At 70.2% G+C, this 14,186-nt stretch carries 20 protein-coding genes; 2 read left to right on the forward strand and 18 right to left on the reverse strand.

The window, feature by feature from the left end; all coding sequences use genetic code 11:
* A partial coding sequence (locus tag Vau01_RS50805; RefSeq protein WP_204008471.1) for an HEXXH motif-containing putative peptide modification protein occupies positions 1–248 on the reverse strand: 248 nt, incomplete at its 3' end.
* An 8-nt stretch (positions 249–256) separates the two neighbouring features.
* The gene (locus tag Vau01_RS50810) at positions 257–433 is read right to left on the reverse strand and encodes a hypothetical protein (protein ID WP_204008473.1); all 177 of its coding nucleotides are present in this window, start codon (positions 431–433) and stop codon (positions 257–259) included.
* A gap of 170 nt (positions 434–603) precedes the next feature.
* Between Vau01_RS50810 and Vau01_RS50815 the strand changes: the two genes are divergently transcribed.
* On the forward strand, positions 604–1,881 hold the full coding sequence (locus Vau01_RS50815) for a phosphorylase family protein (RefSeq protein WP_204008475.1): 1,278 nt from the start codon (positions 604–606) through the stop codon (positions 1,879–1,881).
* Here the strand turns inward: Vau01_RS50815 and Vau01_RS50820 are convergent.
* From Vau01_RS50820 to Vau01_RS50860, 9 genes are all read right to left on the reverse strand, one after another.
* Positions 1,878–2,588, reverse strand: a complete 711-nt coding sequence (locus Vau01_RS50820) for an SDR family oxidoreductase (RefSeq protein WP_204008477.1) — start codon at positions 2,586–2,588, stop codon at positions 1,878–1,880. The two genes, Vau01_RS50815 and Vau01_RS50820, sit on opposite strands and share 4 nt — an antisense overlap.
* A gap of 9 nt (positions 2,589–2,597) precedes the next feature.
* Positions 2,598–3,329: a phosphotransferase enzyme family protein gene (locus Vau01_RS50825; RefSeq protein WP_204008479.1), complete on the reverse strand. Its 732-nt coding sequence runs from the start codon at positions 3,327–3,329 to the stop codon at positions 2,598–2,600.
* 11 nt (positions 3,330–3,340) lie between these two features.
* Positions 3,341–4,075: a class I SAM-dependent methyltransferase gene (locus Vau01_RS50830; RefSeq protein ID WP_204008481.1), complete on the reverse strand. Its 735-nt coding sequence runs from the start codon at positions 4,073–4,075 to the stop codon at positions 3,341–3,343.
* A complete protein-coding gene (locus tag Vau01_RS50835) occupies positions 4,075–4,695 on the reverse strand; it encodes an L-threonylcarbamoyladenylate synthase (protein ID WP_204008483.1) in 621 nt (206 codons plus the stop codon). The genes Vau01_RS50830 and Vau01_RS50835 overlap by 1 nt, the downstream gene beginning before the upstream one ends.
* Before the next feature lie 36 nt (positions 4,696–4,731).
* Positions 4,732–4,929 carry a hypothetical protein gene (locus Vau01_RS50840; RefSeq protein ID WP_204008485.1) on the reverse strand — a complete coding sequence of 66 codons (198 nt, stop codon included), beginning with the start codon at positions 4,927–4,929 and terminating at the stop codon, positions 4,732–4,734.
* A gap of 75 nt (positions 4,930–5,004) precedes the next feature.
* The gene (locus Vau01_RS50845; RefSeq protein WP_204008486.1) at positions 5,005–5,586 is read right to left on the reverse strand and encodes a DinB family protein; all 582 of its coding nucleotides are present in this window, start codon (positions 5,584–5,586) and stop codon (positions 5,005–5,007) included.
* 22 nt (positions 5,587–5,608) lie between these two features.
* Entirely contained in the window at positions 5,609–6,106 is a 498-nt protein-coding gene (locus Vau01_RS50850; protein ID WP_204008488.1) for a GNAT family N-acetyltransferase, read from the reverse strand.
* Between the two features lie 46 nt (positions 6,107–6,152).
* Positions 6,153–7,283 (reverse strand): hypothetical protein, encoded by a 1,131-nt coding sequence (locus tag Vau01_RS50855; RefSeq protein ID WP_204008490.1) that lies wholly within the window; start codon positions 7,281–7,283, stop codon positions 6,153–6,155.
* Positions 7,280–8,374: a helix-turn-helix domain-containing protein gene (locus tag Vau01_RS50860; protein WP_204008492.1), complete on the reverse strand. Its 1,095-nt coding sequence runs from the start codon at positions 8,372–8,374 to the stop codon at positions 7,280–7,282. Before Vau01_RS50860 ends, Vau01_RS50855 begins: the two co-directional genes overlap by 4 nt.
* 340 nt (positions 8,375–8,714) lie before the next feature.
* Here Vau01_RS50860 and Vau01_RS50865 point away from each other — a divergent pair, with 340 nt between their 5' ends.
* A complete protein-coding gene (locus Vau01_RS50865; RefSeq protein ID WP_204008493.1) occupies positions 8,715–8,987 on the forward strand; it encodes a hypothetical protein in 273 nt (90 codons plus the stop codon).
* Positions 8,988–9,050: 63 nt separating this feature from the next.
* On the opposite strand, the gene Vau01_RS50870 is transcribed toward Vau01_RS50865, so the two are convergent.
* From Vau01_RS50870 to Vau01_RS50900, 7 genes are all read right to left on the reverse strand, one after another.
* Positions 9,051–9,710 carry a glycerophosphodiester phosphodiesterase gene (locus tag Vau01_RS50870; protein ID WP_204008495.1) on the reverse strand — a complete coding sequence of 220 codons (660 nt, stop codon included), beginning with the start codon at positions 9,708–9,710 and terminating at the stop codon, positions 9,051–9,053.
* Complete coding sequence (locus Vau01_RS50875) at positions 9,707–10,954, reverse strand: RNA polymerase sigma factor (protein WP_204008625.1); 1,248 nt, start codon at positions 10,952–10,954, stop codon at positions 9,707–9,709. The genes Vau01_RS50870 and Vau01_RS50875 overlap by 4 nt, the downstream gene beginning before the upstream one ends.
* Positions 10,942–11,265 carry a YciI family protein gene (locus Vau01_RS50880; RefSeq protein WP_204008497.1) on the reverse strand — a complete coding sequence of 108 codons (324 nt, stop codon included), beginning with the start codon at positions 11,263–11,265 and terminating at the stop codon, positions 10,942–10,944. Before Vau01_RS50880 ends, Vau01_RS50875 begins: the two co-directional genes overlap by 13 nt.
* Before the next feature lie 3 nt (positions 11,266–11,268).
* The gene (locus Vau01_RS50885) at positions 11,269–11,613 is read right to left on the reverse strand and encodes a YciI family protein (RefSeq protein WP_204008499.1); all 345 of its coding nucleotides are present in this window, start codon (positions 11,611–11,613) and stop codon (positions 11,269–11,271) included.
* Complete coding sequence (locus Vau01_RS50890; RefSeq protein WP_204008501.1) at positions 11,573–12,835, reverse strand: HEAT repeat domain-containing protein; 1,263 nt, start codon at positions 12,833–12,835, stop codon at positions 11,573–11,575. Before Vau01_RS50890 ends, Vau01_RS50885 begins: the two co-directional genes overlap by 41 nt.
* 98 nt (positions 12,836–12,933) lie before the next feature.
* Positions 12,934–13,368, reverse strand: a complete 435-nt coding sequence (locus Vau01_RS50895) for an ester cyclase (RefSeq protein ID WP_204008502.1) — start codon at positions 13,366–13,368, stop codon at positions 12,934–12,936.
* Positions 13,286–14,167: a helix-turn-helix transcriptional regulator gene (locus Vau01_RS50900; protein ID WP_204008504.1), complete on the reverse strand. Its 882-nt coding sequence runs from the start codon at positions 14,165–14,167 to the stop codon at positions 13,286–13,288. Before Vau01_RS50900 ends, Vau01_RS50895 begins: the two co-directional genes overlap by 83 nt.
* Between the last annotated feature and the right edge of the window lie 19 nt (positions 14,168–14,186).

Consider the following 14,186-nt stretch of genomic DNA (forward strand, 5'->3'; position numbering starts at 1 on the left):
TCGATCGTCTCGAGCACCGACCAGGCCGCGTCGAAGGTCGGCATCGGACGCAGCGCCATCGGCTGTTTCTGCAGTTCGACCCGCAACTGAATGAGCATCAGCAGGCGCCGGCTGCGTTCGCCGGCAAGGAGAAGCCGGATCGACTCAGCGTCTCCCTCGCCGCGCGCCAGGCTCCGGAACTGCGTCTGGGAAAGTACGTGGTTCCGGGCGCCCGCTGCGGATGGCCCGGAAGCCGCGCGCTCGGCCATCTCGCCGGTCAGTCGGCGCGTCCGGGCGGACCCGTTCCGATGTTCTTCCGTGGCCGGTCTACCTGGGCCATCACGGCCAACAGGGATGGGCCGAGAACATCGAGGTCGTAGTCGACGAGAGCCGCGATCGGGACATTCGCCAGATCGATCAGCACCGTCTCGACGCCTGAATCGGGAATCTCCACGATGCCGGCTCCTCCTTGTGGGTGGTGTGCCGGGCCACGTTGCCCAGTGAAAGGTGTCATTGGTCTGGACTCAATTTACATGCATCAGTCTCACAAGCACATCCCTGAAAATCCGGCCCGGACTCGGACAGTCATCATGGGAGTGGCTCGGCTGAGAAACGGGTGGGAAGATGACACGAGATGACCGCGATCTTGAACGGCGGTTCCCCGGTGCGGATCGGGAGCTGGTCTACCGGGAGCTCGAACTTGATCGGATCCTTACCAGGGTTCAGGTCGGCAGGTCGCGCGACGGAGCGACCGATGAGCCGTCCGGAATAGCGATTGGCCTGGTTACGGCGTTGCCGGTGGAGTCAGCGGCGATTCGCGTCATGGCCGACGACGTTCGGCCGGTGTCGGTTCCGGGCGACCCCACCTTGTATTTTCTTGCTGAAATGCCAAGCCGTGACGGTGGGCGTCATACCGTTGTGATCGCGAGCCAGGTTCAGGACGGCAACCGCGGAGCGGCAGCTATTTGTGCAGGTCTTGCCCGCAGTTTTCCGAGTCTTCGGCACATTGTCCTGTGCGGCATTGCTGGTGGTTTCCCGCAGAATGGGCTTCGGCTGGGTGACATCGTGTCGGCGAGTGACGGAATCGTCGACTACGACCACGTCCGGTCGCTGCCCGGCGGGGATCAACTTCGTCGGCCGGTCGAAGGCATGTCGAAGGTGCTGCTCGCCGCCGACCGGGAGCTCCTCGCCCAGGAGGCGCTCGGGTCGCGTCCGTGGCTCGCCCACCTTGCCGAGCGGAGGGTGCCGCCGCTGTTCGCGCGTCCCCTCGCAGTTAACGACCCGCGGCGAACCGATCGTCCCGACGGACCGATCGTGCATCGGGGTTCGATCGGCAGCGCCGATCGGCTGGTTCGGAGCGCCCGGGTCCGCGACCAGTTGGCCACGCGGTTCGGGGTGATGGCGGCGGAGATGGAGGGCTCGGGCGTCGCGGTCGGTGCGGACCTGCACGGGGTGCAGTGGTACGTGGTCCGCGGGATATCGGACTACTGCGACGAGTCCAAGAACGACCGGTGGCAGCCGTACGCCGCCCTGGCCGCGGCGTCCTATGTTCGGGCGCTGCTGGCGGAGGTCTCCGCCGGGCTCCCGGCCAGCAGGGCCGGTACGCAGCCCCGCGAGTCCGGCCTGAACGCGATCGTCGACGTGCTCCTGTCGTTGCCCGTCATCGAGGAGGAGCACCAGCGCCAGACCCTCATCCGCCAGCTCCCGTCGCGCATCAGGACCCAGATCCCGTCGCACCAGGTCCCCCGCCTGCACGTCATCACGCTGATCCAGACCTGCGAACGCTTTCCCGACGGCGCCGACCAGCTCATGCGCGCCCTGGAAACCACAATGGGCGGCGACGCGCCCGAACTCGACCGGGTCCGGTCGGTCATCGGGCAACACTGGCGGTTCTCGAACTAAGTTCGTTCCGGACCGCGGGGAATCTCCACCTTCGCCTCGCCCGTGCGCAGGGCGCGCACGATCGCCCGGGCCACGTACTCCGCGCTGTGCGACACCGTTCCCGGCCGGAGACGGCTGCGGTCGGCGTTGCGGCCGCCGTTGAACTCGGTCGCGGTCAGCGAGGGAATCACCAGCGACACGACGATGCCGTCGGCCGCGAGTTCCTTGCGGGACACCGCGGTCAGCGTGTTCACGGCGGCCTTCGTCGCGGCATAGGCGCCGATGCCCGGCGGATCGCGGCGCACCGTGCCGGAACTGACGTTGATGATGCGGCCGCCGCCCTGTTGGCGCATTGCCGGCAGCACGGCCTGCGTCATCGTCAGCACGCTGACCACGTTGAGGTCGAGCACGCGCAGGAACTCGTCGGGATCCACCGCGTCGAGGCTCCGGTGCAGGCTGCCGCCGGCGTTGTTCACCAGCGCGTCGATGCGGCCGTGCCGGTCGAGCGTCGCGTCGACCAGTGTCTTGATCTGGGCGCGGTCGGTGACGTCGGTTTCGACCGCGAGGGCGCCGCCGAGTTCGGCGCTGAGGTCGCGCAACCGGTCCGCCCGTCGCGCGGCCAAAATGGGACGGGCACCGGCCAGGTGGAGCAGGCGGGCGGTGGCCGCCCCGATCCCGGACGAAGCCCCGGTGACGATGACCGCCTTGTCGACAACATCGAAGTACACGAGCACACCCTAGACGGCGCCCCGGGTGTGCAGTTCGGCCAGGCGCCGGGCCGCGTACTCCGGTTCCGGCACCCAACAGGTGGCCGCTTCCCAGGCAATCCCCGCGGTGACGAGCACAGAGCGCCCGACCGGCACCGGAACCTCGACATCTTCCGGAACGAACGCGAAGTCGAACCACGGCACGTCGACCCGCGACTCGTCCCAGTCGAGCAGGGTCATCCGCGACCCGTCCACGAGAATGTTGCCCGCTCCCACGTCACCGTGGACGACACACTCCCGGTCGGCAGCCAGCGGCCGCCATGCCGCGCGGACCGCCCGTACGCCGTCGGGCGGCATCGTGTCGAGTCGGACGTCGCCGCCGCGGTCCGCCGTGAGCAGTTCCCGGCTCGACGCGAAACCCGGTCGTTGCGGCCATCCGACGGTGAGTTCGTGAAGGGTCTCCAGGGTTTCGACGACGCGACGCCAGTCGTCGACGTCGCGGGGTGGCCGGCCCGCGACGAAGTCTGTCACCATGACGCCGTCGACCTGGCGCCGCCCGTCGTCGCTGGGCACCGGGACGGGTACCGGGAAGCCGGCCGCCGCCAGGTGGTCGAGGAGGTCGAGTTCCCAGCGCAGCGCGTCGGGTGCGCGGGTGGACGTGCGGACGACGAGCCGCCGCCCGCCGCGCCGGGCGAGGAAGACGCGGTTGCGCGCCCCGCCCGGGAGCGGCTCCACCAGGTCGACGCCGTGCCAGGGAGTCACCGACGGGAGGGTCATCGCGCGGCGCGGGCGACCGTCACGATTTCCGCGCTCGACGGTGTGCACGGGCCGCCGCGGAAGTCGCCGTAGCGTTCGGCAACCGTGAAGCCGGCTTCCGTCAGGTAGGCGTCGAGGTCGGCTTCGGTGATGAAGCGTAGGTCGGCGTGGTCGACGCGGAGCGGTACGCCGTCGCGGGTGGCGGTGGTTTCGGCGACGGTGACGACGCCGTCGGCCCTTTCCCGGACGTCGTAGACCATGCGTAGGTCGCGGCCGTCGGGGTCGACGACGTCCCACGGGTTGTCGGGGGTCCACGACTCCCACTCGCGGGCCAGCCGGTTGCGGGTCTCGAACGCGAACGTACCGCCGTCGACGAGTGCCGCCCGGATCGCGGCCAGCGACGCGCGCAGGTCGGCGTCGGTGGCCAGGCACTGGAACGCGTGGCTCGCCATCAGCGCATGCGCGAACTCGCCCCGGAACGTGAGGTCGGCGGCACCGGCGAGCACCCACTCGACGTCCACAATGGACTTTGCCCGGGCCCGGCCCAGCATTCCCTCATCCGGGTCGACCCCGCACAGCCGGCCGGAATGGCCGTTGTCGCGGGCGCGGGCGAGCAGGGTGCCGGTGCCGCACCCGACGTCGAGGACGCTCGGCGCCGCCATCATGTGACGCAGGTGGAAGTCGTCGCTGGCGCCCCACGGGTTCAGCACGTCGTAGAGGGCGGCCGCATCGCCGTCTGAATAGGCGCGCATCATTCGAATCTTGCCGGATCGCCGGCGCCGTAGCGAAGGATTTCCGGTTCGCCGTCGGAATAGTCGATGACGGTGGTCGGCTCGGTGCCGCACTCGCCCGAGTCGACCACCGCGTCGAGTTGGTTGTCGAGCGCCTCCTTGATTTCCCAGCCCTGGGTGAGCGGCTCGGGTTCGTTCGGAAGCAGGAGGGTGCTCGACAGCAACGGCTCGCCCAGTTCGCCGAGGATCGCCTGTGCCACCACGTGATCGGGGATGCGCACGCCGACCGTCTTCTTGCGCGGATGCATCAGGCGCCGCGGCACCTCCTTCGTGGCCGGCAGGATGAACGTGTAGCTACCCGGAGTGGCGGCCTTGATCGCGCGGAACGACGCGTTGTTGATGTGTACGAACTGGCCGAGTTGCGCGAAGTCTCGGCACACCAACGTGAAGTGGTGACCGGCGTCGAGCTTGCGGATCTCCCGGATCCGGTCGATCGCGGCACGGTTGCCCAGCCGGCACCCGAACGCGAAGCAGGAGTCGGTGGGGTACGCGATCAGTCCATCACTTTGAATGATCTCCACGATCTGGGCGATCGCCCGCCGTTGCGGGTTCGCCGGATGCACGTCGAAGTACTTCGCCACCTTGGCAGCGTAGATCTCCCGCGGGACGCCGGGGGTTCAGCCGCCCTGACCGCAGGACGACTGCCACCGGTTGGCGTACTCGCTGCCGCCCGGCCGGTCGAGAAAACCGGTGCCCGGCCACAGCCAACCCCAGCGACGCCGGCGCGGCAGATCGGGCGGCGCACAGGTGCAGATGTCGTGTGAGGACCCCCTGTCATTGATGGTGACCGCGGCGGCGGCAACGTCCGATCGCATGTTCTAATCGTACAAGTGTTCGAACACGTAACGGTAACATTGGGGATGAATCACCCAACGGAGTGCCCGCGGAACTCAGCGTTGCGAGGCTTCTCGCGCCGTCGACTCCAGGCGGTCGTAGTAGGCCTGCCACCAGGTCGCGTCCACGTCGGGGAGGTTGGAGTTCTGGCTGTTGATCCCCGCGGCGCCGTCGATCAGTTCACGCACGAGGTCGGCGTGGCCGCAGTGCCGGTTCGTCTCCGCGATCATGTGCACGAGAATCAACTGCAAGGTGACGCGGCTGCGCTCGCCGGGCCACCACGGCACGCGCCCCGGCGCGTCCAGGGGCAGCTCCTCGATGGTGGCGTCGGAGTGCGCCCACACCCGGCGATAGAGGTCGACGATGTCGGCGCGGGACTCGTCGGCGGTCGCCCACATGTCGGCGTTCGTCTCGGCGTCTTCCTCGGTCCAGGGCAACGGCTCCGGGAACGGCCGGTCGAACACGTCGCCGAAGTACCCCGCCTCGGTGCCGGCCGTGTGCTTGACCAGGCCGAGCAGGTTCGTGCCGGTGGGCACCAGCGGCCGGCGGATGTCGTACTCGGAGAGCCCGTCGAGCTTCCACACCAGCGCCTCGCGCGCGCGTCGCAGGTAGTGCCTGAGCTCGTCCTTGAATTCCATCGGCACAGCCTAGAACCGCGCCTCAGAGGTCGCGCACGAGAATTGTGAACGTCTCTTCCTGGTGCCGGTTGACCCGCCCGCTGCCCAGGTCGGCGTCGGCCCGACCGGTGACCAGCCCGTGGTCCCACTCGCGGAAACCCAGCCGGTCGTACAGGCGGCGGACGCCGTTGTGCGGGTCGACGCCGAGCGCCACCTGCTTGTGGCCGGCTTCCCGCAGCAACCGGGCCGCCTCCTCGACGATCGCCGTGCCGACGCCCTGCCGCCGGTGCGGCTTGCCGACGAACAACCGGTTGAGGATCGGCACGCCCGGCAGCCACCGCTGCAGTTCGGCCTCGTGCGCCGGCCCCAGCCAGAGGTAGACGAAGCCCACCGCGAGGGCGCCTCGCGAGGCCGCGAGCAGGAGACCGTGACCCTGCCGGGTGAACTCCATCCGTTTGTCGAGGAACGAGCGATGGCCAAGGGCGGCGGTCAACCGGGGAAGGTCCCCCTCGTCAGCGGGTTCGATGGCGAGGTCGAGCATCCCTCAACACTCGGGCATGGTCGTCCAATCGACAAATTCCCATGGGTCAAACAGCGGCGAAGGCGCACGATTCGTCAAGACTGGTGGCAACACAGGCCGACTCGGGGATTTCGATCCGCTTCAGCGCGACGTTCAGGCTCAGCTGGGTGGGGAACCGCCCGACGAACGCCGTCCACTCCCGCCGGTCGCGCTGCCAGGCCTGGATGAAGTCGACACACAACTCGGGCGTGATCAGCGCGAGCCGCTCGCGGGCCGCGTTCAGCGACGCGAGCACCGGGCCCCGACGTTCGATCGGACGACCCATCGCCATCATCGTGATGCGGTCGATCAGCCCCCGCCGTCGCTTGAGGAAATCCTGCCAGTGCGCCAGGTTGGCGTTGGCGATGCGGCCGCCGTTGTCGAGGTTCCAGAACAGACCCTCGGCCAGGCAGTCGCCGAACTCCTCGTACGTGGCCCGCTGGGGCGACGCGAACGGGTCGTACGGCTGCTGGACCATCGAACCGGACCGCCCGACGGTCGACAGCCGGTGCGGGCCGAGCAGGTAGAACCAGTCCTCGTTGTAGATCTTCGGGAAGAACGAGAACGAGCGGTGCGGCGCCACCAGGATGCCCCCGCCGCCGATGAACGTGCCCTGCTCGCCACCGACCGCCCGGAGGGCGTGACACACCACCGAGTTGTCGGGGTAGCCGACGTTGTGCATGCCGACCACGTCGAAGCGGCCGAGCAACGCGGCGGCGCTCGACAGGCCCGAGTGGTCGCTGACCGCGATGTCGTCGTCGAGGAACACCACCCGCTGCCAGCCCGCGGTGCGCGCGACCAGCAGGCCCAGGTTGCGCTTGAAGCTGAGATCGGAGACCTGGTGGAAGATCGTGCCGTCGAGCATCCGGGTGGTGCGGAACGACGGCAACCGGTCGTGGAGACCGTCGACGTCGATCGCGATGACCCCGGGGATCGACGCGGGTGCCCGATCGATGACGTCGGCCGCGCGCGACTCCCCGCTGCTGAGCACGAGGACCCGGCACTGAAGCTCCGTGGCCAGGGTGAAGATGTGGTCGAGCGCGGCGGCCGGCCGAAACGAGGGCACGATGATCGCGTCGACCGGCGCCGGCGGCGGCCGGTCGGCGACCGGCGCCAGCAGGTGGGTGTGGCTGCCGTGGTGCAGCTCGGCGATGCTCATGACGGGTCCTCGGTCCACTCGTGGAGGCGGGTGTCCGCCTTGGTCCAGTCCGGCGTGATCACCTTGCCGCCCGGCGCCATCCGGACCCGCATGAGCAGGCCGAACGTGTCGCTGCCGCCGAACCGCTCGTTGAGGTACTCCTCGTTCCGGTCGCGGAACCGCTGATCCGTCAGGGCCCGGACCGCGCCGTAGACGCCCCGGCCGTACATGGCGTAGCAGAAGGTCACCGTGCGGAGGCGGTTGAACGGGTTCGGCGCGCGCAGGAAGTGGGCGACGTCTTCGCGCAGCACCTCGCGCCCGCCGGCCTTGGCGAGCAGCGCCTCGTGCCGGGTCTCCTCGTCGCCGCCGATGATCTCGAACCAGGCCTGCCAGTCCTCGCCCTCGGCGCTGTTCGTCACCTGCCGGACCGGGAGGTCGAAGAAGTCCAGCAGTTCGGCGGTGATGTCGTTCATGTCGACGCCGCCGAGCATGACCAGGTGAGTGGTGTAGTCGTCTTCGACCAGCTCGGACGACCGCCGGAAGCGCACCAGGTTGGCCGGGTTGACCGCGCGGACATGTCCGAACAGCTCGATCATGGCGTCGAGGTCGGCGTAGGTGTACGCGTCGATGTAGTCGGGGTTCTGCGGGTCGGCGTACGGCGACTTCTGCAACCGCTCCGGCAGGCGGCCGCACACGATGGTGACGGGCGCCCGGTCGGGGAAGTACCAGGAGCCGGCGGCGGGGGCGTTGCTCGGGCTCGCCGGCTGCTGCGACGGGCGGGCCGTCGCGGTGACGGTGGCCGGGCCGAGAGCGGCCTCCCGGAGCTGGATGAGCTCCGCTTCGAGGCGCTTGCGGTCGGCGTTCTCGTCGTCGGTCAGCTCGTCGTCGGTGAGCAGCCGGGGCGCCTGACCGACCGTGGCCCGGGGGGTACCGAACAGCCGCGCGTACGCGCCCAGCCGGTTCACCGGGGGGACCTTGCCGCCGTTCTCCCACGACGAGATCGCGGGCGCGCTGACGCTCAGGACGCGGGCCAACTGCTCCTGGGTGAGGTGTACCTCTTCGCGGAGCGCCCGGAGTCGCAGCGCCAGGTCAGCGGCAGGATCGGCCGACATGAGCTTTCACCCCTTCAAGTGAAGTTTGGTTAGCGGCGACGCCGCACTATAACGCCGTTCTGAGCGTCGAGGAACCACTTTCGGGTCACCTTAACTATCGCTAAGTGAAGGATGCCTATTGATCGTCTTAACGAAACCGTTGCATGACCGTGCGTACAAGGTCGATACTAACTTCAAGTTTAGTCACCGTATTCAAGGTGAAGGAGGTGGTTCAAGTGATGGTAACCAAGCCGACGGTGAAGCGGCCACCGCCACGCGCGCCGCCCACCCGGAGTACCAACTGCCCGATCGCGAACGCAGTAACCGGCTCGTATCAACCAAACGACGCAAGGAACTCGCGATGTTCGCCTCCGACCCGAAACACCTCACTCCGTCGACGCTCGCCGAGGCCGCCGCCGGTGCCGGGGATCTCCGCCCGGTCTTCTACGGTCTGCTCCTGCTGTTCACGATGGTCGCCTGCGCCAAGCTGCTCTCCGCCGCCGTTGAGCAGGCCAGGTACGCGTTCGAGCAGTTCAAGCAGGCCGTCCGGACGCTGTTCTTCGCCCTGATGGTGGCCATGCTCGTGGCGGCGCTGGTGCTGCTCGCCTTCGCTGATCTCCTGGCGCAGGGCTGATGCGCACCCGCCCAGCCCCCAGGACCGGGCAACCGGAAGGTGGGCGGGTGGCACACCGCGTGGCTACCCGCCCATTGCCCCCGGGGTGATGGTCCGGAGCAGCGGAAGGTTCTTGCTGATCACCCCGCTCACGCCGAGGCGGCGGGCGTCGTCGAGCGCTTCGGGCGTGTCCACCGGCCAGGTCAGCACCGTCCGGACGGACCTGTGCAGTTCGGCCACCACGGCCGGGGTCAGCAGGTCGCGGCGCACGGAGACCCCGGCGGCCGGTCGCCCCGACCGGAGCGTCGCGCGCAGGCGACGGAGGCCGCGCCGGCTGCCGGCGGAGAGCACCACCCGCACCTCGGGGTCCGTGAAGCGGGAGAACATCCACCAGTGCTGGGTGCAGATCCAGACCGGGGCGCGGGGCACGGCCGCACGCAGGGCGGCGGCCACCGTCGGGGCAAGATTCGGGTGGACGCCCTTGAGATCGAGCATCAGCCGGTCGGCGTCCATTTCCCCGGTGACCGCGAGCAGGTCCGCGAGCAGCGGGATCTCGACGTCACGACGGCGGCGGACCGGCTCGCCCCGGTCCCACAGGTATCGCGGCCCGAGCCACTTGCGGTGCCGGATCTCCAGCCGGCCGCGGTACCGGTGCACGTCCGCCTCGACCAGGTCGACGCCGGCGTCGAGCGCCTCCCGCAGCGACCCGACGCCGTTGCCGGCGCGGTGGGCGACGGTGATCACGTCAGTGACTCGATGCGCCGCCGCAGGAACCGGCGTTCGGCGTCGGTGGGGGCCAGTTCCAGCGCCTCGCGGTAGGCGGCAACGGCTTCGGCGTCGCGGCCGAGGCGGCGGAGCAGGTCGGCCCGCGACGCCGGCAGCAGGTGGTAGGTGGCCAGCGCACCGGTCTCGGCGAGCCGGTCGAGCAGGGTGAGGCCGAGCGCCGGCCCGTCGGCCATCGCGATCGCCACCGCCCGGTTCAACTCCACCACCGGCGACGGTACGAGCTTCGCCAGTTCGCCGTACAGGCTCGCGATCTGCGGCCAGTCGGTGTCGTCCGCGTGCGGTGCGGTCGCGTGGAGCGCGGCGATCGCCGCCTGGATCCGGTACGGGCCACGACCCGGGGTGAGCAGGCGTAGGGCCTCGTCGATCGTGGCCTGGTCCCACCGCGAGCGGTCCTGCTCGGCCAGGGTGATCATGTCGCCGTTCGCGTCGACGCGGCCGGCCCGCCGGGCGTCGTGGAACAGCATCAGCGCGAGCAGGCCGCGCGCCTCGGGCTCGTCCGGAAGCAGTTCGATCAGGACCCGCACGAGCCTGATCGCCTCCGCGGACAGCGACTGACGGATCAGGTCGGCACCGGTGCTGGCGGAGTAGCCCTCGTTGAACATCAGATAAAGGACGCCGAGCACGCCGAACGTGCGCTCCGGCAGCAGGTGGGCCGGCGGCACCCGGTACGGGATGCCCGCGTTGCGGATCTTCCGCTTGGCCCGCACGATCCGCTGGGCCATCGTCTTCTCGTCGACGAGGAACGCGCGGGCGATCTCCGGGGTGGTGAGGCCGGCGAGTGTGCGCAGGGTCAGGGCGACCCGGGCCTCGATCGGCAGGGCCGGGTGGCAGCAGGTGAACATCAGTTGCAGCCGGTCGTCCGGCACGGAGTCCTCCTCCTCCCGGCGCTCGTCCGGAACGGCGTCGGTGATCGCCACCGACCGCAGCCGGTTGGTTTCCGCGGCGCGGCGGCGGATCCGGTCGACGGCACGGTTGCGCGCGGCGGTGGTGAGCCACGCGGCGGTGCTTCTCGGCACGCCGTCGACCGGCCAGCGGGTGAGCGCCTGGGCGAACGCCTCCTGGGCACACTCCTCGGCGAGGTCCCAGTCACCGGTGACGCGGATCAGCGTCGCGACGACCCGTCCCCACTCGTTCCGGAACGCCTCGTCGACGGCGCCGCGCGCGCCGCGGGCGCCGCCGTCGCTCTCCTCTACTCCGACCAGAACGGCCTCACCTCGATAAGCCCGGCCCGCGCCATCGGATGCAGCGCGGCGATCTCGACTGCCTCGTCGAGATCCTTGCAGTCGAGGACGTCGTAGCCGGCGATCCACTCCTTGGTGTCGGCGAACGGCCCGTCGGTGATGAGGCGGCCGTAGTCGCGGATCGTGGTGGCGTCGCTGGTCGCGGCCAGGATGTCGCCTTCGAGACGCACACCGCGCCGCTCGGTTTCGGCGAGCCACTGCTCGATGGTCAGGCCGGTCTCGCCCTCGCTCGGCGCACCGGGTTCCGCGCAGACGAACAGCATGAACTTCATCACTCAGCCTTCCGCGTGCACGTGGAACGGACGGATCTCGACGGTCTGGTGCGCGGCCGGGTGCATCGACGCCACCTCGATCGCGACGTCGAGGTCGTCGACCTCGATCACCTCGAACCCGCCGATGTGCTCCTTGGTGTCGGCGAACGGCCCGTCGGTGATCAGCACCTCGCCGTTGCGCACCCGCACCGTGACGGCCGTGTTCGGCGGCCGCAGCCGCGCACCGTGGTGCGGGAAGCCGCGCTCCTCCACCGCCTTCGTCCAGGCCACGAACTCCGGCATCACGACGATCTCCTCGGGGGCGGGCTCATCCCGTCCGTCCCCGATCATCCACAGCATGTACCGCATGGGGGTTCCTCTCCGCGTTCGGTGCGCCTCTCACCCCGTAGACGCCGTGCCGGTCCGAAATCGACAGCGACGCCAGAGCATTTTTCGCGGCTTCGCGGATCCGGCGCTCGGGGGCGTGCCCGGCGAGCCGGGTGATCGGGCCGGCCAGCCATCGTCGCAGACCGGCGGTGCGCAGCCGCAGCCGTGACACCAGCACCGGCAGGGCCCGGAGCGCCTCCCAGCGGACCTGTTCGTCGGGGTCGTCGAGGAGCGCCCGGAGCCGATCGACATCGGTGCGGTCGCCCATCCTGGCGAGGCTGCGGGCCGCCACGGCCCGGGAAAGTGGTGAATCATCCGCGACCGCCGCCCGGAGGTGCTCGACCGGTGCCCGCTCCAGCCGGGCCGTCCATGCCCACCGGGCCGCATGCCGCACGCTCCCGACGGGATCGGCCATGAGCCGGCGGAGCAGCGCCCCGGCATCGTCGGTACGGACGAGCGCGTCGGCCACCGCGAGCCGGACCCGGTCGTGGTCGGCCGCGGCGGCGTCGAGCAGGTCCCATCGGGCGCCGGCGGCCAGGCCGGCCACCGCGCGGATCCGGACCTCCACGCTCGGGTCGGCCAGCGCGTCGGCGCAGAGTTCGACGTACCCGGGCGCCTCGACGAGGATCAGGACCCGCAGGCTGTTGGCCCGCACCTGGTTCGACGGATGCAGGAGCAACGGTCGGACGGCGGCAGACGAGTCCATGCGGGCCAACGACAGGGTGGCCGCACCGCCCGCCTGGCTGTCGGCGAGCACGGCGCACAGGGCGGCGATCACCGTGGGATCGTCGGTGCGCATGCCGCCCAGCGCCTCGGCGGCCCGCGCCTGCGGACGTCGCCCGCCCAGCCGGGCCAGCAGCAGGTCGCGGGCGGGCGCCGGATCGATGCGGCCGATCGTGAGCATGGCCCGGGCGCGCACCAGCGGGGTGGGATCGTCGAGCAGGGGCACGAGCGCCTCGACCACGGCGTGCCGGGTGGACGGGTCGGCATCGGCGGCCGCATGACCGAGGCTCGTCACGGCCGCCCATCGCACGAGGAAGTGCGGGCCGGCGAGCTCCGCGATGAGGGCCTCGATCACCGCCGGGCCGGCGAGCTCGGGATGTCGCCGCACCAGCGTGCCCAGGCCCTTGGCCGCCTGGTACCGCCGCCAATCGTCGGGTTCCCGAAGCATCCGGACGAGCCGGTCGACCTGGCGCTCACGCATCACCCAGACCGTAAGGGCCCGTGTCGAATCCCCCCGAGTTCGACACGGGCTCTACCGATTGCGCTCGCTCCGCTCGCGCGGGCCCGGGGCCGGCTAGGTCACCCGGCGCTGGCCAGGTCGTGCGAGTCGTGGTTGACCCAGAACTCGACGATCTGACCGTGCTCGATGCGCACGATGTCGACGCCGGACGAGCGGACCACGGTTCCGGACGGGCCCCAGGATCCCGCGACGCGGGTGATGCCGGTGAGCGTCCACCGCCCGACGATCATGTGCACGCCGAGCACCGGCCCCACCTGGACCGACAGTTCGAAGTCGACGAACGCCGAGCGCACCGCCTCGGCCCACGCGAGCAGGTCGGACCTGTCGCCGATGTGCTCCGGCCGGCTGGCCGTGTGCGGGAAGTGCGCGACGAGCGTGGGGGCGAGCAGGTCGTCGGATCGGTTGTCGCCGTTACGGAGCGCCAGCCACTGCGTCCAGAGCGACAGCCGTTGGTCGACCGAGGGGGCGGTGACGTGGTTCGTGTTGACCGTCAACGCGAAAGTCCCTTCTGTGTGCTTCAGGGGCCGTTCGACCTATCCTCGCCCCAGGTGAGGGCACCCTCCTGTCCGCATTTCTGACGCTGTCGCCTTCCAGACGCAGCGGTGCCGTGCCGAGGTCGCCCACGTTCAACCCGGCCAGCGACGCCAGCCGGGGTGCGGCGACCTCCTCGGTGCGGGCGAACTGAACCACCCGGTCGAGCCGGAACTCGCGGATGCCCTCGCGCAGCCGGCACCACGCGATGAGGTACCAGTGCTCGCCACCGCCGGCCAGCCCGATCGGCTCGACCGCCCGCGACGACAGCCGGCCGTTGCGGTCGTAGTACTCGATGGTGACCACCGACCGGCTCCACACCGCCTCTTCGGCCTCGCGCAGCACCTCGACCGGCCCGGCCGTGGCGGCGGCCGGCTGGACCAGGCAGACCCGCCCGGCCATCGACCGGGTCGCCGCCAGGTCGTGCGGCGCCATGACGGCGACCAACTTGTGCAGTGCCGACCGCGCCGCCGCGGCGAACGGGGTGCCGGCCATCGCGCTCAGCGCGACCGCGGTGGCGATCGCCTCCCGGGGCGTGATGTTCAGCGGGGGCAACGTGTACGCGCGATCGAGCACGTAGCCGCCCCGACGCCCGGGCTCGGCGTAGATCGGCACGCCGGCCTGCTGAAGCGCGCCGATGTCACGGCGGATCGTGCGAACGTCGACCTCGAAGTGCTCGGCCAGCCGGCGCGCGCTCCGGGCACCGGGACGCACCCGCCGGAGCTCTTCCACCAGCGCATATAGACGATCGGTACGGTTCACGGAGCAACGTTACCGAGAG

Source organism: Virgisporangium aurantiacum (assembly GCF_016863635.1).
Taxonomy (GTDB): Bacteria; Actinomycetota; Actinomycetes; order Mycobacteriales; family Micromonosporaceae; genus Virgisporangium; species Virgisporangium aurantiacum.